Source organism: Enterovibrio sp. QJM3NY_24, from assembly GCF_057786035.1.
The window spans coordinates 1,404,070-1,426,448 of record NZ_CM173519.1; the positions used below are offsets into that span (position 1 = coordinate 1,404,070).

Here is a 22,379-nt window from a genome sequence, read left to right on the forward strand (position 1 = left end):
TTCTCGTATCTCGTCTCGTTAGCATTGGGGCCAAGCACGCGTAACAAGGATGTCGGCAGATCCAAGAACAGCACTGCAAATAGCAGAAGCGAGAACCGTCGTCCCTAGGTAAACCAAATTGATTTACCTATCAATAGCGCAAGGCTTTTTTATCAGTGTAGTCACATAGTTGAGAAACTGATCAAGAAGCGGAGGGTAATGATTCGCACGAAGCGGTATTTGAGTGGCTAAATCACGAAGAACACCGCTAGATCACTGTGAAATAGATTGTTTTGTTCAAAAAAGCCGCACTTGAACGAGTTGGAGAAGAAAAGGGCTTTACAGAATTTCGTTTCGCCCTTAATATTCGCCCCGCTCACGGAGAGATGGCTGAGTGGTTTAAAGCACCGGTCTTGAAAACCGGCGAGGGTTTATAGCCCTCCTAGGGTTCAAATCCCTATTTCTCCGCCAAATTAGATTAAGCCCGCTCAGTGAGCGGGCTTTTTCGTATCTGGAATAAGCATTTATAAAGAGGGATGCAGAATCCTAGGAGGGGGGGGACGCCTAGTCTTCAGCCGAGCGCAGCGACCGAGTAAATTCCGCTTTTCATCATTTTGATTCCCGCCACATGAGATTAAGCCCGCCTGCTCCTAATATAGAGCGAGCGGGCTTTGTTGTATCACGCTTCAGATTATTGCGTTAGGAAAGTGGCTTGGTTTTCTTAAGCGTACTTTGAGACGAATACAACCGATAAATCGTCAAGATATTGGTGATGATAAAGGCGGATTCGACAATTGTTCCACCAATGGAACCTAGCCACAGGTTGTGTGCTAGCCAGCATGAAGAGTTGAACAAGATCAGAGAGCGCAACACGATGCCACTCTGTGTGAACAATGCCCACGTCGCAACGGTTGATCCAACCACAGCCATCAATTCATAAAAGTGGGCAATATTGCTGAGGGTCATCGCCCACATCAAAGCAATGAAAAACAACATGACGATGCGAGAGCGGGTTTTGGCGGAAGCAAAGCTGCGTAGGCCGTTAATGGCGACACCCGTTGCGGCGACAACTGCGCCCATGAGCGCAAAGTGAAGGCTCATGACGAAGCAAAATGCCATCATCTGATAGCGAAAGCGTAAGTCGTCTTTTTGCCAAAATGCAGAAATACCCACCAGACAGGCGACGCCACCAACCCACTGCGTGAACCACATTTCCATGTTGTTACTCCATCTTGCTGCAAAAAAAACGGCCCTGATATCTAGGGCCGTTTAGTACGCTGAATAGGCTCAGTTCACCAGTGCTGCGGCTTCGCGGGTTAGGCGAGCCAGCTCATCCCAGTTACCTTCTTCGATCAGCTTTTTATCAACCATCCATGTACCGCCGCAGGCCACGACGCGAGGAATAGCGAGGTAGTCATTCACGTTGGCTGGGTTAATGCCGCCTGTAGGCATAAGCTCTACGTGGGTGTAAGGCGCCAGTAGTGATTTCACCATGTTGATACCGCCTGATGCTTCTGCAGGGAAGAACTTGAGCAGGGTGAGGCCCATTTCTAATGCTGCTTCGACGGTGCTTGGGTTGTTCACGCCAGGGACGATATCGATACCAATTTCCTGGCAAGCTCTCACGGTATTTGGGTTAAATCCAGGGGAAACGACGAAGGTAGCACCGGCTTCTTTTGCCGCGATGGCTTGTTCGCGGTTCAACACAGTACCCGCGCCAATCAGCATGTCCGGTTGCGAAGCACGTAGCAGGCGAATTGCTTCGACAGCGGCGTCCGAACGGAAGGTAATTTCAGCAGCAGGCAAGCCATTTTCTGCCAACACTTTACCCAAAGGAATAATGTCTTCAGCGTTGTCGATCGCGATAACAGGGATAACTTTCAGGGCTTTCAGTTGTTCTTTAATGCTAGGCATTGGTAATCCTTAAATGGGCTTGATGACCGATAGAGTAAGATGTTTCGCAATGATGGCGCCACGATGTTGAATGACGACACCCGCCATGGCGTTGCCGCGCTGGCAGGCCGATATAAGGTCGGTATCTGCTAGGTAGGCAGACAGAAATCCACCATTAAATGAGTCGCCTGCAGAAGTGGTATCAACAACTTCAGCGACGGGATGAGTTGGCACGGCCCGTGGAGCCGAAGCCGCGCCGAAATCTTTAATTAAGCAGCCATCTTCGCCCAGTTTGACGATGCACTTAGTGACACCAAGCGATGTGAGGCGCTCAATAGTCTGCTCAGGTGATGTGTCTCCCCAAAGGAGTTGTTCATCATCAAAAGTGACCAATGCAACATCCGTTAGTTGATACATCGATTGGTATGCATTCTTGACTGTGTGATTGTTATCTTGCGGCCACAACGCGGGGCGGAAGTTGCTATCAAAGGCAATTTCGACGCCTTGGGCTTTAAGTTCTGCCAACAAATGCAGCAAGGCAATGCGATCTTCGCGAGGCAAAATAGCTAGCGTAATCCCACTCAAAAACACCATATCAACGTCGATTAACGCGTGTTTGATCGTGTCAAATTTCGGATGTTGAAGCAGGTATCGCGCAGCAGATTGGCTGCGCCAGTACAAGAACGTTCGTTCACCTTGATCATCCAATTGGATCAGGTAAAGCCCCGGCGTACGTGTTTCGTCGTGAAGCACCAATTCAGTGGAGATACCTTCTTGTTGCCATCGGGTGAGCATTCCTTTGCTGATAGCGTCAGTGCCCAATGCCGTCACGTAAGAGACTTTGATGTCATCTGGATTGTTATTGGCTTCGCTGCCACGTCGTAAATACGCAGCTGCATTGAGCGTGTCGCCGCCGAACGTTTGATGCATAGAGCCGAAGGGTTTTCCATTCAGCTCAATCATACATTCACCAATAATGGCGATGTGTTTCATCAGTTAAACCCTCTCTTCAAAATAACGTTTGGCGTTGCCAAAGCAGATGTTTTCAATCATAGGGCCAAGCAGTGACATATCATTTGGTGCTTCGCCATTCTCGACCCAGCGACCGACCATGTCACACAATATGCGGCGGAAATATTCGTGACGGGTGTATGACAAGAAACTGCGTGAGTCTGTCAACATGCCAACAAACTGGCTAAGAAGACCAAGTGAAGAAAGCTGTTCCATTTGACGCTGCATGCCGTCTTTTTGATCGTTGAACCACCAACCCGAACCAAATTGAACTTTGCCTGCGATGCCACCACCTTGGAAGTTACCAATCATGGTGGCCATCATTTCGTTGTCTCGTGGGTTTAGGCAGTAAAGAATCGTGCGCGGCAGTTCGTTACTTTGGTCCATCTCGTCTAATAGGTGAGCTAACTCAAACGCGAAGTTGGCATCGCCAATCGAGTCAAAGCCGGCATCTGCGCCCAAACGTTGGAACATGCGCGTGTTGTTATTGCGTTGTGCACCGATATGAAGCTGCATGACCCAGCCCATTTTTGCGTAACGCTTGCCCAGCCATACTTGAACAGCGGTCGAAAACTGTGCGCATTCTTGTTCTGTTAGCACTTCACCTGCAAGACGACGTGTCAGAAGGGTATTTAAATCAGCTTCGCTCGGGATTGGCGCGTAGCGAACCACTTCGATCCCGTGATCTGCTGCGCGACAGCCGTGTGCCTCAAAGTGAGCCAAGCGCTTATCTAAGGCAGTCAGTAGATCGTCGAAACAACGAATGTTTACATCAGCGACTTCGCCCAGTTTTTGCAGGTAATCAGCAAACGCATCCAGTTCTATTTTGAATGCTTTATCTGGACGCCAGCTTGGTAACACTTGAATATCAAACGTGGTGTCGGCAGAAATTGTTTTGTGGTGTTCTAAGGAATCAATAGGGTCGTCGGTTGTGCCCGCCATCACCACATTCATCTGCTTCATGATGCCGCGAGCAGAGAATTCAGGCGTTGCTAACAGCGCATTGCAGTGATGCCATATTTGGTCAGCCGTGTTTGGGTCAAATAGCGTGCTTGTGATGCCAAACGGACGGCGAAGTTCGAGATGAGTCCAGTGGTATAGGGGATTACCGACGGTCTGAGGAACAGTTTTTGCCCATGCCATAAATTTGTCTTTGTCGCTGGCATCACCAGTGATTAAGCGCTCATCAATCCCCGCCGAGCGCATACCACGCCACTTATAATGATCACCTTCAAGCCAAATTTTACTGATGTTTTCGAATTGGCGGTCTTTTGCAACTTCCGCCGGATTGAGATGGCAGTGAAAGTCATAAATTGGCTGATGGCTCGCGTGTTCGTGGTAAAGACGACGGGCGGTTTCGTTTGAAAGTAGGAAGTCATCACACAGGAAATTCTTCATAGAAAATGTCTCTTACAATGCTGCAACGGTAGCGCGAGCGCCATGATCAATCAGAGATTGATAAGCGGTGCTGACTGCGTCAACCACATATGGATTCTCGCCCAGTTCGGCAGGGAAGATCGCTTCGATGTTAAGCAAAGCGGGCACGACAGAAGGACTTTGACCGTGTTGGTCACAAATAGCGCGCAAGGTTTCAGCCATTGGGTCACGAACATCGATTTCGTTGCCTTGTTCATCCACGCCAGACACATAGCGCATCCAGCCGGCAATGGCCGTTGCTAGCCAAGAGAATGAAGAGCCTTGTGAAAGGTGGAACTGCAAGCTTCCCGCCATACGTTGCGGGATCTTCTGGCTACCATCCATCGCGATTTGCCACGTTTTGTGTTTCAAGCTTGGGTTGGTGAAACGGTTGATAAGTAGCGTGGCGTAGCCCTCTAAATCAGTGTCTTCCGGCATAGTCAGAGACGGTGCTTGAGCCTGCATCATCATGTTGAATGCTGCTTTTCGATAACCTTCGTCGGTCATGGTGTCAGAGATATGTGCATAACCACCGAGGTAACCCAAATAGGCTAAGAAAGAGTGGCTGCCATTGAGCATGCGCAGCTTCATTTCTTCATAAGGCACCACGTCTGCCACGAACTGAGCGCCAGCCATATTCCAATTTGGACGACCTGCAACAAAGTTGTCTTCAATGACCCACTGACGGAACGGTTCACAGGCAATGGCACAAGGGTCTTCACATCCAAGTAGTTCAGAGATTTCAGCCAGCGTTTCTTCAGTCGCGGCGGGAACGATGCGGTCAACCATGGTGCATGGGAACGTTACGTGAGTTTCAATCCAAGCCGCGAGCTCTGGGTCAAGCAATTGAGCGAACTCAAGAATGGCAGCCTTTGCAACATGCCCGTTCTCTTGCACGTTATCGCAAGACATAACAGTGAATGGAGACAAGCCACGCTCACGACGCAGTAGTAGCGCTTGAACGATGTAACCCAGTGCTGATTTTGGCTCTGTAGGGTTTGCAAGGTCGGCAACGACCAGTGGGTTGTTCTTGTCGAGTGTCCCTGTTGCTGGGTCTGCACAGTAGCCTTTCTCTGTGATAGTCATGGATACGATAGCGACTTGAGGCTCTGCCATCTTCTCTAAGACTGCTTGAATACCATCGAGGCTAGGGTGCAGTGATTCGGTTACTGAACCAATCACTTTTACAGTGGTTGAATCTGCCCCTTTTTCCGCCACGGTGTAAAGATGGTCTTGTGCGCGAAGTGATTCGATCAACGCTTCACCGCCAAATAAATTGACCTCACAAATGCCCCAGTCGCAACCGGTTCTATTGAGCATTTCGTTGGTGATTAACGCTTGGTGCGCTCGATGAAAAGCGCCAAAGCCTAAGTGAACAATACGGCTTTTCAGTACAGATCGGTCGTAGTCGGGGAGCTGCACATAGTCGTTGAGCATTGAGTTATAGATGGTTTTCATGATGGTGTCCTATATAACCGATCAGTGATTGTTATTGATTTTACTGAGCCATATTGATGCGAAAATCTGTATTGGTAGACCAATGATTGCGGTTTTATTGCTTCAATTTAGCATCATGTTTCAAGATTAATCGGAGTATAAAACAGGGGGTTGGGCTTGATAGTGAGTATGATCACATTTGCTTTGGTTGACCAATATTGTGCTGTTATCTGTGATTTTGGTCAATCAATTGTAGTCATTCTGATATATGAGTCGAAAGCGACTGTCACTGTGCCTTTACGGATACGTAGCACTAATCGGTGAATGGAATGAAAGAGTATGTAAAAAACTTGTTGTAAAAAAGCAGGTTATGATGTGTTTCTCTTCTGAGTAGGCTAACGATATAGTCGATGAGTGAGAGTATGAATAGACAAAAATCCTAGGGTTTTCATGGCTTAGTGCGTATCTCCACCTCCTTCTAACACCCGTAATTACACGTCGATGTAATTGAAAAACCTCTCTTAATCTCAGATGTTCATCACAGAACAGATGTTGGCAAACCAAAATTAAATTTTATTGTAGGTTTGGTCAACCAATTGATCATTCTCAATTGCCTCAAGTCGATTGATTGATTAAAAACACTCCCATGTTGTCGATTTCAACAAACAAACGCTCTTACAACGAAAAATAAAGAAATAGAGGAAATTATGGAACAAACGTGGCGATGGTATGGGGACTCTGACCCAGTAGGCTTATCTGATATCAAACAAGCTGGCGCGACAGGTATTGTTACGGCTCTTCATCATATTCCCAATGGGCAGACATGGCCGGTTTCTGAAATATTGAAACGCAAAGAAACCATCGAAAACATGGGAATGACTTGGTCTGTTGTTGAAAGCATTCCGGTACATGAAGAAATCAAAACGCGTTCTGGTAACTACAGCGAATGGATTGAGAATTACAAACAAAGCATTATCAATCTAGCGGAATGTGGTATCGACACAGTGTGCTACAACTTCATGCCGGTTTTGGATTGGACGAGAACTGATCTTGAATTTGAAATGAGTGATGGCTCTAAAGCGCTGCGTTTTGATTCTATAGCTTTTGCGGCGTTTGAGATTTTTATATTAAAACGCCCAGGCGCTGAAAAAGAATATAGCGAAGAAGAAATTTCCCAAGCGAGTGATTATTTCAATGCAATGTCAGAAGCTGACTTGAAAAAGCTTACTTCTAATATTATCGCTGGATTACCCGGAGCAGAGGAAGGTTATACGTTAGAAGATTTTCAATCTCAACTCGATCGCTACAACGATATTACCAAAGATATTTTGCGTGAAAATATGGCGTATTTCTTACGAGAGCTAGTGCCTGTTTGTGAGCAATATGGATTGAAACTCGCTGTTCACCCCGATGATCCACCGCGCCCAATTCTTGGCCTCCCTCGAATTGTCTCAACCATTGAAGACATTGATTGGCTGACTAATGCTGTGCCAAGCATGATGAACGGTATCACCATGTGCACGGGCTCTTATGGTGTCCGCGGGGACAACGATCTCGTGAATATGATTAATAAACATGGTGATCGTATTTACTTCACTCACTTGCGTTCAACGCAACGTGAAGAAAACCAATCAAGTTTTCACGAAGCGGCTCACTTAGAAGGTGATGTCGATATGTATGAGGTTGTTAAAGCTCTAATTACTCAAGAAGAGAAACGTATTGCAAAAGGCGATATGCGTTTAATACCTATGAGACCTGATCATGGGCATCAAATGATTGATGACCTAAAGAAAAAAACTAACCCAGGTTATTCCTGCATAGGTCGACTAAAAGGGCTCGCAGAAGTCCGCGGCTTAGAGCTAGGAATAAAACGAGCCATTTTCAATAAGTAATTTTAATTAATATGAGTTTTTTGGTGGTCAAAATGTCTTGGCCACCTAGTCAAATCCAATAGCATGGAATAATAACAATGAAGATGTTAACGCTACGAAACAAAGTGGGTTACATGTTTGGTGATATAGGCAACAATATGTCATTCGCTATGTCATCAACATTCTTGCTCGCATTTTATGTTGATGTAATTGGAATATCTGCAGCTGCAGTAGGTACGCTTTTTTTATTGGCTAGAGTTTGGGATGGGATTAATGACCCTATGATGGGTACGCTTGCTGAGTTTCGGTATGCGAAACTTAACAATCCAACAGCGGACAAATTTAGACCGTTTATTAAATGGGGTTCATTTACTTTAGCGGCCTCTGCAATATTGATGTTCATCGTTCCAGAATCATTGTCAGAAGGGCAGAAACTAGCGTGGGTTTACCTAACGTATATTACCTGGGGAATGTGCTACACGATATGTAATATAAGTTACGGCTCGCTTGCAAGTTCAATGACTCAAGATGCAGCTGAACAAGCTAGTTTGTCAACATTCAGAACATTAGGCGCTATTGTCGGGTCAACAATGGTTAAATTTGTTGTTCCTATTATGTTAACCCTGTTTGCTGACGATATAGGAAAAGGTTACTTGTTCGCGATGGTTGCACTCGGTTTATTTGGCATTACATGTCACATGATTGCGGTGTTCTCTACTAAAGAAAATATTAAACCTGAACCAGCGCCGATGACACCACTTACACAACAGTTAAAATCCCTAGCATCAAACCGTCCCTTAATTGCAGTGAGTCTGGCTGGCCTTTGTTGTTTAACTGCACTTTATGGTGTAGGTGCTACGCTGATTTTTTGGATTAAGAGTAACATGGATAACGCACTCGAGATCCTTGCATACACAGGTATTATCGACCTAGGTGCAATGATTGTGATTCTTCTTGTTACGCCAAAGCTAACCGCCCGTTTTGGGGTGAGAAATATCATCATGCTTTGTTCATTGATGACATTAATACTATGTACGATGGGTTATTTCTTCGTGGAAACCCCAATGCAATACCTTGCTTTCTACACATCTGAAAAACTCTTCAGTATGTTTACTGTCGCGATTATGTGGTGTCTGGTATCCGACTGTATTGAATACAATCAATATAAAAGTGGCAAACGTGAAGCCGGTGTAATATACGCGTCGTATTCCCTTTCTCGTAAAGTGGCTGGCGCTTTAGCGGGTGCGTTAGCAGGTGTCGGTATTGGTGTTATTGGCTATGACCCATCGCTTGCGACTCAGACTATTGAAACGCAAAATGGATTGCATGCAATGATCTTCTTGCTTCCAGCTGTTGCATCAATTGCAATGTTCTTAATCTTCAAGTTCATGTGGAATATCACACCTGAAAAACGTGAAAAAATGGTTTTACACAACCAAGCAATGATGAAGCTTGGTGCCGAAGTTAAATAATAAAAAAATGTAACACCGATGATGTCGTTACTTATAAAAACTTAAAACCATAATGAAAATCGAAAGGATATTCCATGAGAAATAATAAATTCAATTTGGGGTTATTAGTATCTGCTATTACCTTATCGTTATCTGGTGGTGTCACTGCATCTGAAGTTGTTTCAGGTGCCACTTCCGACGAATTTAAACAAGATTTGCGTCTTCGCTTGCGAAATGAACTACGCATGGCCGATCGCCCTAGTGCGTGTGGTAGCGAACCGGATGCTCAAGACTGTAAATACGGAAATGTAGAAGCCTGGGTACAGGGTGCAATGGTTGATTATGAAACATCTAACTTCAGTAAATGGTTCGATGTGGAAGCTTATTCATATTCAATTCATAAATTAATGGACGTGGGTGACAACGCAACGTCACGTGCATACCTTGATGCAAATGATGAGTCATTTAGTTTTCTTGGTGGTTCAGTCAACCTAAAGCCTATCGACGGACTAGAAATCAAATTGGGTCGTTGGGGGACAGATTACGCTTATGGCTCTATGGATCATATCGTTCCACTATTGGAGTACTCATCAGTTCGTACAATGCCATCGATGAAAGAAGGTGGGTTAGTTCATTATGAAGCAACCGATACGCTTAATTTTTATGGTGCGGTGACGACAAAAACAGCGGGTGGTTTTGATACCGCATGGAAAGATGACGCAATCAACGGGAAACATACGCCACGTTATCATGCTGGCGTAGTTTTCGATGCGCCAATGTACGCCGCATCATTTGGTGCGCGCTATCAAGAAGATGACGCTTATCAATTACAAACGAACTTGGATTACGCATTTATTACGGATAATGAATTTTTTGTGAAATTCGATGGTCGTATTTTCTACGGTCAAACTATCGGCTACACGAAAGAAAATCAGTTAAATAATGTAGAAAATACGTATGTCGCATCGACGCAAATAACCGTTGCTAAAGGTAAGGCGTTTGGTGTTGCCAGCTTTGGTCAAGTCGGCGACAAGCTCACAGGATCCTCAATCGATACCGATATTGTGTTCCCATTCGATATGTCAATAGCGCGAAACGGACATAATACTACGTCGTGGCAAGTAGGTGGCGGTTACAATTTTAATGAAAACTGGTCTTCCGGATTATTCTTAGTGAAAACTGATGGTGATTTGGATTCATATGAAGAAACAGTGGTAGACGGGATTGGAGCGAATTTAACCATTTCACACAAATTTACTTCAGGTCAACTTAAAGGATTGAAATCTTCACTGGTTCTTAACAAGGCCGAAGAAGACCAATTTGGCGAAAAAGAAGGAAAGCTGGACTACTACGATATTAAATTCGCTGCTCAGTACGATTTCAATTTCTTTCAGTAGTTTCATTTTGATACCTGTTTGAACGCTTTGTAATCATTAATAGTTACAATTAAGTATTTTATTAATAATGGTGATTCCGGTCACTGAATAGAATTTAAAATAAGCTATTTTAATTAAAAATATTAAATCAAAGGAATAAAAATGTCTGTATTCATGTACCCGCTAGATAACGAAAAACGTCGTGTAATTTCACTTGATGGTATTTGGAAATTTAAGTTTGATACTCAAGGTGTAGGTCGTAACGAAAATTGGAAAGACGGTCTTACCGACACAATCGAAATGGTTGTACCAAGCTCATACAACGACATCTTCACGGAAGCAGCAAAACGAGATTTCTGTGGTGATGTTTGGTATCAAACAGACTTTTATATTCCTTCTGAATTCGAAGTGCTGGATACAATGATTCGCTTTGGCTCAGCGACACATCGCGCAACAGTTTTCGTAAATGGTGTTGAACTAGTGTCACATGAGGGTGGTTTCACGCCTTTCGGTGGCAACCTTAATGATGTTGCTAAATTCGGACAGAAAAACACAGTTGTCGTCGTTGTTAACAACGAGCTATCTAAGGTCACTATCCCTGTTGGCTCCGTGAAGACTCATGATAACGGCGTGAAAGAATGCACTCCTGCATTCGACTTCTTTAACTATGCGGGTATTCATTCATCAGTTCGCTTGGTCGCGGTGCCTAAGACGCGTGTTAATGACATCACTGTAGTGACAGATTTCGAAGGATCGACAGGCAAAGTTGAGTATAAAATTGAGTCAGCGCTAAATGCAGGCCAAGAGGTTAACGTTTCTCTGCTTAACGCCGAAGGAGAAGTTGTCGCAACGGGTAACGGTCTTGATGGAACGTTAACCATTGAAAACGTCATTCTTTGGCAGCCACGCAAAGGGTATTTATACGACCTAGTGGCGACGATCGTTGAAGGTGATGATCTTGTCGATATTTACACTCTACCTGTTGGTGTTCGTACTGTGAAAGTTGAAGGAACTCAGTTCTTAATCAACAACGAACCGTTTTACTTCAAAGGTTTTGGTCACCACATCGACGCGCACACCATTGGTCGTGGTCACAGCGATATTATGAACCTACGCGATCTTGAGTGTTTAGATTGGATTCACGCTAACTCTTTGCGTACATCGCATTACCCTTACCCAGAAGAGTTCATGCAACTTGCTGACCGCCGTGGTTTGGTCATCATCGATGAAGTTTCACACGTTGGTGCTTGGAACATGACAGATGTTTCTCAAGCGGGTATGGGGGGGTCTAATACAGTCCCTGTTAAGCACTTCGATCGTGAAGATGTTCAAACTGTAGGCATGGTTAATCACAAAGATGCTATCACTAAGCTAATCGCGCGTGATAAGAACCACCCTTGTGTTGTTATGTGGTCGCTATCGAACGAGCCTGATTCATCTCAAGAATCATCTGAAGCTTACTTTAAAGAAATCTTTGCGTTTGCTCGTGATGGTCTAGATGTACAAGACCGCCCAATGACAATGGTTAACTTCATGCTGGCTGCTTATGGCAACTGCAAAGCCTCTCAGTTCGCTGATGTTGTGTGTCTAAACCGTTATTACGGTTGGTATGTGACTAACGGTGCTGACCTACCAAATGCTGGCGACCAATTCGCAAAAGAGCTTGCTGGCTGGGCGACTGAAGGTAAACCAATCATCATCACTGAATTTGGTGCAGACACAGTTTCAGGCTTCCATGCCCTGCCATCAACTATGTTCACTGAAGAGTATTATAACGAGTACTTAGATCAGAATTTTGCGGCATTTGATAGCTGTGACGCAGTAGTTGGAGAGCACTGCTGGAACATGCATGATTTCAATACCGGGCAAGGTATCATTCGTGTTAACGGGAACAAGAAAGGTGCATTCACCCGTGACCGTCAGCCGAAGATGGCAGCACACCATTTGCGTGCACGTTGGGCGGAAGTTAAAGACTTTAACCAAAAATAGTTAATTGTCCTTAGATTAAAAAGCGGTCATTTGACCGCTTTTTATATGGAGTATCAATAAGCATTGACTTACGTTGTTATTTTTGGATTGAAATAGCAATCATGCGGATAGAAAGCGCACTCTCATTGCTGAAAACTAGATTTTTGCTTAACAAATCTCATCAATTCAGATGTGATAAGCAAGGTGGTGAGTATGAACTGCATTTCTCAGTTAGAACATAAACAGAGCTTTTAGCCTTCTCTTTTCGATGCAATATTAATCTCTCCTTTCTTTTTGTCTTTTCTTGGGAAATTAATGTGAACGAATTATTTTCACCCCCTCAGATTCTTGGTTATTTGGCATTATCTACCGCGATAATAGCGATGCTACAAACAAATGATATCAAGTTGAAAGTTTGGATGACCATAGGTTATATATTGTTGGCATCTCATTACGTTATGCTACAGTCACTTGTTACTGCATGTACGCTCACTATAGGGGCTGTAAGGAACGTTGTTTCTATTAGGTATAATTCTTTTTGGATCGCATTAATATTTTCAGCTTTCTATTTGGTTGTGGGTGTTCTTGTGATGTCAAATCCGATTGATTTACTTGCAGTGATTGGCGCTGTTATCAATACAATTGCGATCGTTACTCTCAAAGGTATTAAAATGCGCCTCGTATTGATTTTTTCATGTTTCTTCGGAATTTCAAATGCGGTAGTCATCGGCTCAATAGGTGGTGCAGTGCTTGAATGCATTCTGTTGCTTTTAGGTTTAATTACAGTATATCGAATGATTAAATCAGAGCGCTTAGCGTCATTACTTAGCTAAAGGTTGAAGGCAATTTAGACTAAATGGCTAGCAACAAAAAAGCACTTCATGCTTTACTTGCGAAAACTCAAATCATCTAGTGTTGGGTAAGTCTATCTACGAACCGAATGAATTGGTTGAAAGCATTAAAGTGGTGGTGTGGCGTTTTATGACAATTTAGTCCAATAAAAACAATGAATTAATTTTGCGGTATGAATTTAGGTTGACCAATTTATATTGGTCGCTATGATGGGACAAGAAAGCAAACGGACATAGAAATACTATCGTTATGAAATCTTTTGAACCAAAAAGACCCTATCAAGAGATAGGTCTAATACTAAGAAACGAGCTTAGCGATGGCCAATATAAGGTCGGTGATAGGTTGCCTCCTGAGCGTGATATTGCAGAACGTCTCGATGTCAGTCGCACTGTAGTGCGTGAAGCTATCATCATGTTAGAGCTAGAAAACTTAGTTGAAGTTAAGAAAGGCTCTGGCGTGTATATCCTGAATATTCCAAGTGTTTCTAACTTGCGTGATAATGCGGTAAGTGATGAAGCGGGTCCGTTTGAAATGCTACAAGCTCGTCAATTGCTGGAAAGCAATATTGCCGAGTTCGCCGCCACCCAAGTTACTCCCGGTGATATTGTAAAGATGCGTTCTGCGCTTGAGTTAGAGCGTCGTGAATTGTCCAGTGGTGTCACGGGTTATGGTGGCGATGAAGATTTCCATATGTCCATAGCCGCTGCGACGCAAAACTCAGTACTTGTTGATATGCTGAAGCAGTCTTGGGATCGACGTGAGCAAAGCCCAATGTGGAAAAAACTGCATTCACGAATATCGACGCAAGACTATCGGGGGGAATGGCTAGACGACCATGCACGGATTCTTGCAGCCATGCAGAGAAAAGATCCCATCGCTGCAAAGAGTGCTATGTGGCAACACCTTGAAAACGTAAAACAAAGGCTGATTGAACTGTCGGATATTGATGATCCTAACTTTGATGGCTATCTGTTTAGCTCCAACCCCGTCGTGATTATGGGTGGGGAGTAACACTATATCACTACCCAAAACAGTGAATAATGAAGCCGTGCAAACATCTTAATCTTTTCGATGTTTTCGCGGCTTCTTTGTTTTTGGCTGAAAAACGGCAGTGTTTTCTGTTCGCCCTTCTTACCTCTCCTTCCTATTTGTTATTCAATGCTTCGATTTCGGCTTATCGAGACATTTGTGGATAGTTGCGTCATGCCCTAGGAATGAAGCACATTCACGTTGGTCTAGCCATCTATACTGCGTGGGTTATCAACGCATTGAGGGAAAAGTTTGAGCATACTTCGGCAGTTTTGGCGTCGCTTGGTCTCAGTGTGGGTCTATATTCGACATATTCTCGTGGCGATGGTGGTTTTTGCTAACGGCGCATTTATCTTCTTGTCGGTTTGGGGACAGTCTGCTGACGTTCTCAATGTGTTTAATATTAAGACCTTCACTGGTATTAACTGGGTAGATGTCGCCAACGGGCCGTGGTTCTTGTTAGGGATCTTCTTGATGCTCAATGCTATCGGACTGCTCTATCGAGCCCGCATTGCATGGGCGGTAAGTATTATTTTGCTGACGATAGCCTTGGTGTTTACTTGGCACTTTTTCCCTCATCTTAAATTGCATCTTTATTGGTCTGGTGGCGCGCTGTCTTTATTATTGGCGCTCAGCCGTGATTTCCATCGTTCAAGTGCGACAGCAGGCGGGATTGCCGCTCTCATTAGTTTCATTGTTCTACTGTTCTACTCCACGTACGGCGCATTGTATTTTGGCGGCGGTTTTCACCCGCCAATTCACGATTTGATGACGGCATTTTATTTCTCCATGGTCACCATGACCACGGTAGGGTATGGCGACATCATTCCAATGTCAGAAAGTGCTCGGTTGTTTACTGTTTCTGTCATCATCGCCGGTATCACGGTATTTGCTACTTCATTGACCACTGTGTTTGGCCCGCTGATCTGGGGCGGATTGAACAAGCTTGTAAAAGGAACTCCCAAGAAAATGAACAGAAAAAATCACTACATTGTTTGTGGCGTTTCTGTGCTGGCGAGCAGCACAATTTTGCAGCTGAAACAGCGTGGCTTGGATGTCACCGTGTTGACCTCGGAAGACGAAGATAAATTCCCGCTGATTGAGCAAAAAATAGGGGTGAAGCTGGATATTCTCTCGGGAGATTGCACCGATAATACTTTGCTGAAAACCGCAGGTATTGGGCAATGTCATGCCATATTGGCGCTGACTGATGATGATGCGACAAACGCATTTATTGTCTTGTCGGTGAAGGAACTGAACCCCGATGTTCGCACCGTCGTCGCGGTGAATGACGCGAAGAACATGAGCAAGGTGAAGCAGGTAAAAGCGGATGTATTGTTATCACCTCAGCTATTTGGCAGTGAAATATTGGCGAGTATTTTGTCTGGTGAAACGATCGATAATGAAATGCTGCTCAACATGTTACTTCGTTCAGGGCAGGGCTTGGTCAAAAATGACGTATCGAGTGACTCTGACGCCGGTGACAAACCCGATAGTAGCAACGCTGGCAGTGAAACCGACAAGAAAGCTTAACGTCCATTTCTTTAACACGTAAAGCCAATCTAAGTGTGTTTTCGCTGACTTATGATCGTATGACCAGCCAGCGTCACAACAATGATCCCCGCACCGAGCGCGACGGCAGGCGCGGGTGTTTCGCCAATAATGAGCCAGACGAGTAATGGACCAAACAGCACTTCGAGCAGCAATATTAAGCTCGCTTCTGCGGCAGGAAGATAGCGTGGCCCGATGTTGATTAACAGAAACGAACAAGGCAGAACCACGCCGCATAGCAGCACAATGTAGAGGTCTTTAATCGGTGGCAGCGAGAAGGGCTTCGCGCCGGCGAGCAAGGCAACCACTGCGGTGAATATCCCTGAGTAAATCAAGAATACTGTGGCATAGCGGGCGTGTGTTTTACGCAGCATGATCAGATACACCGACATTGAAATCGCTGTCACCATTGCCAATGAATCCCCTTCCAACTCAGCGGGGTTGGGCTGATAGCCAAACACTAGCCATATCCCTCCCACGGAAATAAGTATCGCAATCATGGTTGAGCGACTCAGCTTTTCTCCGAGAAAGAAAAATCCCAGTACAGCAGTGATCAAAGGTGCCGTATTTGTGATCACCAGTGTGCTGGTGACTTCCGTATGATCGAGTGAAAATACAAAACAAATGGTGGACGCGGAGAAAAGGACGGCTGTGAGTAAGGTGCTGATTTTGGGATGAAACAAATGCTCCTCCAATACTTGTCGATCCATTTTCCATTGCACCAAGAAAAACACCACAGCAGGTAGCAGGCCTCGCCAGAAAATCAGTGTCCATTCATCACTGTCAATCAGGCGCACTAACAGGCTGTCAAAGCTTAAAATCATGACCCCAAGCAGTGTGAACAAGCGCCCTCTGGCTTCACCTTGAAATCGACTGAAGGTATTGGAAATTAAATTCATTGTTGCTCACTGTTTGCATTGTCAGGTTGTTGGTTGTCGATATCAGGTGTGCGCCAGCCAATCAGGAGGCTGAAGAGCGCAGCGGCAGCCAACGTGAGACATTCTAACCAGAGCTTTTCAATAATCATTTCGCCGATAAAGGTGACAAATATCGCCGTCATGAAAACAAACCCCATGGAGATAATTAACGGGTTGGCATGGCAATCTTTTCGTCTGCGCCAACAAACAATAAAAACAGCGATATAGCAGGCCAGAAACGTTGCACTGGCGACGTTGGCAATGGAAGACAAATCAAAGAAATTGGTGAGCACAATGACAATGGCGATCAGGCTGTAAAAGCCTCGGGTTCCGCCAGCAAAAGACTGGATACGAAATATCTGCGGCAAGATCCCGCTACTCCCCATTTGCTTAGAGACATTGAGCATGGAGAAAATGTTCGCGACGATAGAAGAAGCGGTAGCAAACAAAGCCGCGAGCGAAACTAAAATGAAGCCCCAATTACCCAAAATCGGCTCCGCAGCTTGTGCCACCGCGGTGTCGGTATATTTCACTAAATCTTCCGGCGCCACATTGCCGAGTACCACCAACGCAAGCACCACATACAGCACCATCACGACGCTAACAGCGATCATGAATGCTCGTGGCATGGTTTTTTCTGGCTTGGTGACATCCGCGGCTGCGGTGACCATCATGCCAAACCCTGAATAGGCAAAGAACGCGAGCCCAATACTTGAAAACATTAACGAGGCTGGCACGTCGTTGTGCACTTCAAGCATGGCGGGCTTCAGGGTAACGGCGCCAACGCCGATAAAGAGAGCGAGGATCGTCAACTTGATTGCCACAAGGAACATTTCGATGCGTCCTACCGCTTTAGATCCCATAAGATTAACGATGGTGAGGAGGATCATAATCCCAGTGGCGTAGAGGTTAACCCAGTCGCTGTGATCTGGCTGATGAACAACACGTGCAGCATAAGCGCCGAAGGCTTTCGCAACGAGTGCGAGGGTGAGCACAAGTGTGATGAGGTACAAACAGGCTAATGCGCGCTCTATTCTTGGTGAGCCCATTCCTAAGGCGAAAAAATCTGTCACTCCGCCACGGGATGGGAATTTAGCACTGAGCCTTGCGTAAGAATATCCGGAGAAAAGCGCTGCGATGCCTGCTAAAACAAAGACAATCCACGTGTCTCCACGCACATTAACAGCAATTTGACCGAGCAGTGCGAATACCCCCGCGCCAACCATAGAGCCAATGCCCAACGCGACAACGCCCCATAGACTGATGTGACGGTGGTGCGAAACGGTGGGGTCTGTCATCGAAGCTCCCTACAGCTAGCCAGCAATAAAAATAAAGCGTAACTAGCACGATAGTTCATCGAAAATGAAGGCGTTGCCGCGTATCTGTGACAAAGGGAAGGAATCTATCCGTTCCCCGTTAGTCCTATCGCTTCTTTGAGTATTTTGAGGTAACGGCGGCTTATCGGGATAGTGAAATCGCTGATAGTCACCACTTCCGCCAGTCCGTTTTCCAGCAGCTTAATTTCGCGAATATGCTGAACATTGACCAAATACTGGCGATGACAACGCAGTAACGGCGTTTTCTCTTCCAGTGTTTTTAACGTCAATTGGGTACTCGCGGTTTGAGTGGACGAACGCACATGTACGCCACTGAGATCGGAATACACGCTCTCCACTAGATGGGTCGGGAGCAGCACGATACGGTTGTGCCCAACGCAAGGAATTTGCGCCAGAGACTCGCTGGCAATCGCGGCGACATTTTGCTGAAGCGTATCCTTTTGTGCATTTCGCACCAGCTTTTGCACGGTTTTGGTTAACCGTTGAGGTTCGACGGGTTTAAGCAAATAATCAAACGCGTTGTCTTCAAATGCTTGAATCGCATATTGATCGTAAGCGGTGACAAAAACCACGTAAGGCATGTTGTCAGGGTCGAGCATAGAAAGCAGATCTAGCCCTGTGACTTGCGGCATTTGAATATCCACGAACACCACATCGGGGCGCAGTTCATTGATTTTTTTCAGCCCAATAATGGCATTTGGCGCTTCCCCAACCACGGTAATATCCCCGGATTCATTGAGAAGATCAGCCAGTTCTTCACGGGCGAATTGTTCGTCGTCAATAACGAGTGCAGCTAACATCCTACTTATGCACCTTTCTTCATTTCAGCGGCCGGGATAATAAACGTCATTCGGGTAAATTGGTTGTGTTCGCTGTCGATTTTTAGCTGTGAATCACGCCCAAATTGGTTTTCTAGCCTTTTCGTGACAATTTCCAATCCCAAACCTTGATGATTGTTGGCGGGAGGCTGATAACAACCCGCATTATCTTCCACGGTGATTGCATGGCCTTGAGGCACTGATTGGCTGTAGACCATAACATTGCCTCCTTCTAACAGAGTCGAAATACCGTGCTTGATGGCATTTTCAACCAGAGGTTGCAAAGTGAAACTGGGGATCTGAATATCAAGCAGGGCGTCATCAATCGAGATGTCGACATGGAGCCTGTCAGTGAAGCGCGCTTTCTCGATGCTGAGGTAAGCGTTAACGTGCGCCAGCTCTTCACGCAAAGAAACGGTGTTGATGTTCTGCTTAAGGTTACTTCGGAAAAACTGCGACAGGTTTTGGATCAGCTCTCTTGCTTTGTTGGGGTCACGACGGACAACCGCGCTAATGGTATTGAGCGCATTAAACAAAAAATGCGGATTCACTTGGGCTTGCAGCAGCTTGATTTCAGCCTGCGTTAACAACGACTTTTGCTGCAAGTAACCACTAAACAGAATTTGGCTGGAAAGCAGTTGGGCAATGCCTTCTGCCATCGACATATTGATGGTGGAAAACAGCTTATGTTTGCGCTCATAAAGCTTAATCGTGCCGACCACATCATCGCCTGAGCGCAGCGGAATGATCAGGGCAGAGCCCAGTTTACAGTCAGGCGACAGGGTGCACTGATAAGGATGTTCTGCACCATCCAGATAAATGATGGTGTCCTTGCTCATGGCATCCAGTGTGCTTTGTGATGAGATCTTCGTTTCTGGCAGATGGTGGTCATCACCAATGCCTACAAACGCGAGGATCTTTTCTTTGTCGCTGATAGCCACTGCACCAACTTGTGTTTCTTCGTAAATGATACGAGCAATTTTTGTCGCACTTTCATTGTTAAAGCCGCTGTGCAAAATGCCCACGCAACGTTTTGCGATGGTGAGTGCGCGTCGTGAAAAGGTGGCGGAGTATTTTTCGAAAATGGTTTTGCGGTCTTGAAGAATGCTCATGAACAAGGCTGCACCCACCGAATTGGCAATGATCATCGGTGCGGCAATAGCGGAAACCAGCGTATAGGCTTGATCGAATGGCTTGGCGACAATCAACAGAATCGTCATTTGCACGATTTCGGCAACGAAAGTGATGCCAAACACCACGGCGGGATTAAACAATTGGCTGACGCGGCGACGCTTCACCAAGTACACATGCAATAGGCCACCAATTAAGCCCTCTGCCGTCGTCGAAATAGCACAGGCGAGGTCGGTAAATCCGCCAAGGGTATACCGGTGAATGCCACCGGTCAGACCAACGAAAAAGCCCACCACAGGCCCGCCAAATAAGCCGCCCATTACTGCGCCAATGGCTCGCGTATTGGCTATCGCATCATTGATCTGTAAACCAAAATACGTGCCGAGAATACAAAAGCCAGAAAAGAGAACGTAACAAATAAGACGATGGCTTAAGCGCGAGGAAATGTTGAGCAAAGGCAAAATGATCGGCGTTTTGCTGAGCATGTAAGCCAGCACCAAATACACACACATTTGCTGCAAGAGCGAAAGAACCAGTTCCATGGTGAGCCTTCTTATTTTGTTTTGTCTGTATTGTACTCAGGCTTGGCTTGCAAACAACAAGAGCCTGACAATGCAGGCTCTTGATTTAACGTTATTTCGGCAGTTCTGTTTAACCGCTTTACGCTGTTTTGGTGACGACGTCGGTTTCTTCTTCGTCAGCTAAGTCAATGTCACCTTTACCTTTCGATTTTTTAATCACATAGCCCGTCACGAACAAGGTAAACACGATGCCTGCGGTCGTGGAGATGTTCATTGGTAAGCCAAAGCCCAGTGCGTTGTTGTTGAGAATGAAAGTCGCACACACTGTGGTCATGAACATGGCTGGCACCGTCGCGATCCAATGCAGTTTGTTATGGCGAAGCAAGTAAGCAGAAGCGGTCCAAAGCATCATTACTGCTGTGGTTTGGTTAGCAAAGCCGAAGTAGCGCCAGATAATCCCAAAATCCACTTGTGTTAGCACGCCACCAAGCACAAACAGAGGCAGCGCCATCAGCAGACGATTACGCAGTGTTTTCTGTTCCATGTTGAAGTATTCAGCCAAAATCAAGCGGCTAGAGCGGAACGCCGTGTCACCAGAAGTGATTGGCAAAATAACCACACCCAGGAAGGCAAGAATACCGCCAAACACACCCAGCAGACCAAAGGATGCACCGTAAACCACATTGCCCGGGCCACCGTTTGCTACCGCGTCTTGCAGTGATTCAAGTGAACCGAAGAACGATAGGGCAATTGCACACCAAATCAGCGCGATGATGCCTTCACCAATCATTGCCCCGTAGAACACAAAGCGGCCGTTCTTTTCGTTTTCCATGCAGCGAGCCATTAGCGGTGACTGGGTAGCATGGAAGCCAGAGATAGCGCCACAGGCGATGGTGATAAATAGCGCAGGCCAAAGCGGCATGTCATTCGGATTTAAGTTGGATAACATGTCTTTGACTTCAAAACCGCCCATCACAGTGTGTTCATCCGACAGGCCAATGGCCGTCATCAAGCCCACAGACATGAAAATCAGCAGCGCACCAAAGAACGGATAGAAGCGACCGATGATTTTATCAACCGGCACAATCGTCGCAATGATGTAGTAAGCAAAGATGATAACAACCATGGTGGTCATGCTAACGGTCAAGCTAGTTTGGTCGTTGATGAGGTTTGTAATCATGCCCGCAGGCGCTGAAACAAAGACCACACCGACCAAAAGCAAAAGAACAATGGCAAAGATGTTCATAAAATGTTTTGCGCCATTGCCCAAGTAGCGGCCTGTGATGGTAGGAACAGACGCGCCACCATTCCGAACAGAAAGCATGCCTGAGAAATAATCGTGTACCGCACCTGCGAAGACACAACCCACCACAATCCACAACATGGCCGCGGGGCCATAAAGCGCACCCATGATAGGGCCGAAGATTGGGCCAACACCTGCAATGTTCAGCAATTGAACAAGGTAAACCTTAGGGGTAGACATAGGAACAAAGTCGACGCCATCGGTTTTTGTGTGGGCGGGGGTTTTACGGTGTTCATTGATACCAAATACTTTTTCAACAAACGCGCCGTAAATGAAGTAGCCACCGATTAACGCGGCGACGCAGGTGAGAAACCAAATCATTGCAATCATCCTTATTGAATTAATTCACGCTGCCAACAATACGGCCACATGTGCAATCGTGCATCGGATGAATAGTTAAGTGGTGCTATGGCGTGCTCAGTGGTCATTAGAAGCAGTGAGTGGTTTTTCTTTTTTGCAGAAACATCGCCGAATCGCTATGTCATCGTTAGATCCCTGTCGGTCAAATTGACAATATT

At 45.7% G+C, this 22,379-nt stretch carries 17 protein-coding genes and 1 tRNA gene; 8 read left to right on the forward strand and 10 right to left on the reverse strand.

Annotation, left to right across the window (positions count from 1 at the left end; genetic code table 11):
- Nucleotides 1–359 precede the first annotated feature (359 nt).
- A tRNA-Ser gene (locus AC3CIC_RS06235) sits at nucleotides 360–450 on the forward strand.
- A gap of 228 nt (nucleotides 451–678) precedes the next feature.
- Here the strand turns inward: AC3CIC_RS06235 and AC3CIC_RS06240 are convergent.
- From AC3CIC_RS06240 to AC3CIC_RS06260, 5 genes are all read right to left on the reverse strand, one after another.
- Nucleotides 679–1,197 (reverse strand): YgjV family protein, encoded by a 519-nt coding sequence (locus tag AC3CIC_RS06240; protein WP_394211874.1) that lies wholly within the window; start codon nucleotides 1,195–1,197, stop codon nucleotides 679–681.
- Between the two features lie 69 nt (nucleotides 1,198–1,266).
- Complete coding sequence (locus tag AC3CIC_RS06245) at nucleotides 1,267–1,893, reverse strand: bifunctional 4-hydroxy-2-oxoglutarate aldolase/2-dehydro-3-deoxy-phosphogluconate aldolase (RefSeq protein ID WP_394211876.1); 627 nt, start codon at nucleotides 1,891–1,893, stop codon at nucleotides 1,267–1,269.
- 9 nt (nucleotides 1,894–1,902) lie between these two features.
- Nucleotides 1,903–2,865: a sugar kinase gene (locus AC3CIC_RS06250; RefSeq protein WP_488515645.1), complete on the reverse strand. Its 963-nt coding sequence runs from the start codon at nucleotides 2,863–2,865 to the stop codon at nucleotides 1,903–1,905.
- Nucleotides 2,866–2,868: 3 nt separating this feature from the next.
- A complete protein-coding gene (gene uxaC, locus AC3CIC_RS06255) occupies nucleotides 2,869–4,281 on the reverse strand; it encodes a glucuronate isomerase (protein WP_488515646.1) in 1,413 nt (470 codons plus the stop codon).
- Nucleotides 4,282–4,293: 12 nt separating this feature from the next.
- Nucleotides 4,294–5,757, reverse strand: coding sequence for a fructuronate reductase (locus tag AC3CIC_RS06260; protein ID WP_394211882.1), 1,464 nt, complete (start codon nucleotides 5,755–5,757; stop codon nucleotides 4,294–4,296).
- A 686-nt stretch (nucleotides 5,758–6,443) separates the two neighbouring features.
- Between AC3CIC_RS06260 and uxuA the strand changes: the two genes are divergently transcribed.
- From uxuA to kch, 7 genes are all read left to right on the forward strand, one after another.
- Nucleotides 6,444–7,628, forward strand: coding sequence for a mannonate dehydratase (uxuA, locus tag AC3CIC_RS06265; RefSeq protein ID WP_488515647.1), 1,185 nt, complete (start codon nucleotides 6,444–6,446; stop codon nucleotides 7,626–7,628).
- A gap of 77 nt (nucleotides 7,629–7,705) precedes the next feature.
- The gene (locus AC3CIC_RS06270; RefSeq protein WP_488515648.1) at nucleotides 7,706–9,079 is read left to right on the forward strand and encodes a glycoside-pentoside-hexuronide (GPH):cation symporter; all 1,374 of its coding nucleotides are present in this window, start codon (nucleotides 7,706–7,708) and stop codon (nucleotides 9,077–9,079) included.
- 74 nt (nucleotides 9,080–9,153) lie between these two features.
- Entirely contained in the window at nucleotides 9,154–10,455 is a 1,302-nt protein-coding gene (locus AC3CIC_RS06275; protein ID WP_488515649.1) for an OprD family porin, read from the forward strand.
- A 141-nt stretch (nucleotides 10,456–10,596) separates the two neighbouring features.
- A complete protein-coding gene (uidA, locus tag AC3CIC_RS06280; RefSeq protein ID WP_488515650.1) occupies nucleotides 10,597–12,423 on the forward strand; it encodes a beta-glucuronidase in 1,827 nt (608 codons plus the stop codon).
- Between the two features lie 296 nt (nucleotides 12,424–12,719).
- Complete coding sequence (locus AC3CIC_RS06285) at nucleotides 12,720–13,235, forward strand: YgjV family protein (RefSeq protein ID WP_488515651.1); 516 nt, start codon at nucleotides 12,720–12,722, stop codon at nucleotides 13,233–13,235.
- 268 nt (nucleotides 13,236–13,503) lie between these two features.
- Nucleotides 13,504–14,265, forward strand: coding sequence for an FCD domain-containing protein (locus tag AC3CIC_RS06290; RefSeq protein ID WP_016958805.1), 762 nt, complete (start codon nucleotides 13,504–13,506; stop codon nucleotides 14,263–14,265).
- A gap of 270 nt (nucleotides 14,266–14,535) precedes the next feature.
- Nucleotides 14,536–15,816 (forward strand): voltage-gated potassium channel protein, encoded by a 1,281-nt coding sequence (gene kch / locus AC3CIC_RS06295; protein ID WP_488515652.1) that lies wholly within the window; start codon nucleotides 14,536–14,538, stop codon nucleotides 15,814–15,816.
- A 29-nt stretch (nucleotides 15,817–15,845) separates the two neighbouring features.
- Here the strand turns inward: kch and AC3CIC_RS06300 are convergent, their stop codons facing one another.
- From AC3CIC_RS06300 to AC3CIC_RS06320, 5 genes are all read right to left on the reverse strand, one after another.
- On the reverse strand, nucleotides 15,846–16,733 hold the full coding sequence (locus AC3CIC_RS06300) for a DMT family transporter (RefSeq protein ID WP_016958807.1): 888 nt from the start codon (nucleotides 16,731–16,733) through the stop codon (nucleotides 15,846–15,848).
- A complete protein-coding gene (locus tag AC3CIC_RS06305) occupies nucleotides 16,730–18,049 on the reverse strand; it encodes an APC family permease (protein ID WP_488515653.1) in 1,320 nt (439 codons plus the stop codon). The genes AC3CIC_RS06300 and AC3CIC_RS06305 overlap by 4 nt, the downstream gene beginning before the upstream one ends.
- 104 nt (nucleotides 18,050–18,153) lie before the next feature.
- Entirely contained in the window at nucleotides 18,154–18,888 is a 735-nt protein-coding gene (gene btsR / locus AC3CIC_RS06310; RefSeq protein WP_394211897.1) for a two-component system response regulator BtsR, read from the reverse strand.
- Between the two features lie 5 nt (nucleotides 18,889–18,893).
- A complete protein-coding gene (locus AC3CIC_RS06315) occupies nucleotides 18,894–20,579 on the reverse strand; it encodes a LytS/YhcK type 5TM receptor domain-containing protein (RefSeq protein ID WP_488515654.1) in 1,686 nt (561 codons plus the stop codon).
- A 118-nt stretch (nucleotides 20,580–20,697) separates the two neighbouring features.
- Nucleotides 20,698–22,182: a carbon starvation CstA family protein gene (locus AC3CIC_RS06320; protein WP_488515655.1), complete on the reverse strand. Its 1,485-nt coding sequence runs from the start codon at nucleotides 22,180–22,182 to the stop codon at nucleotides 20,698–20,700.
- Nucleotides 22,183–22,379 lie beyond the last annotated feature (197 nt).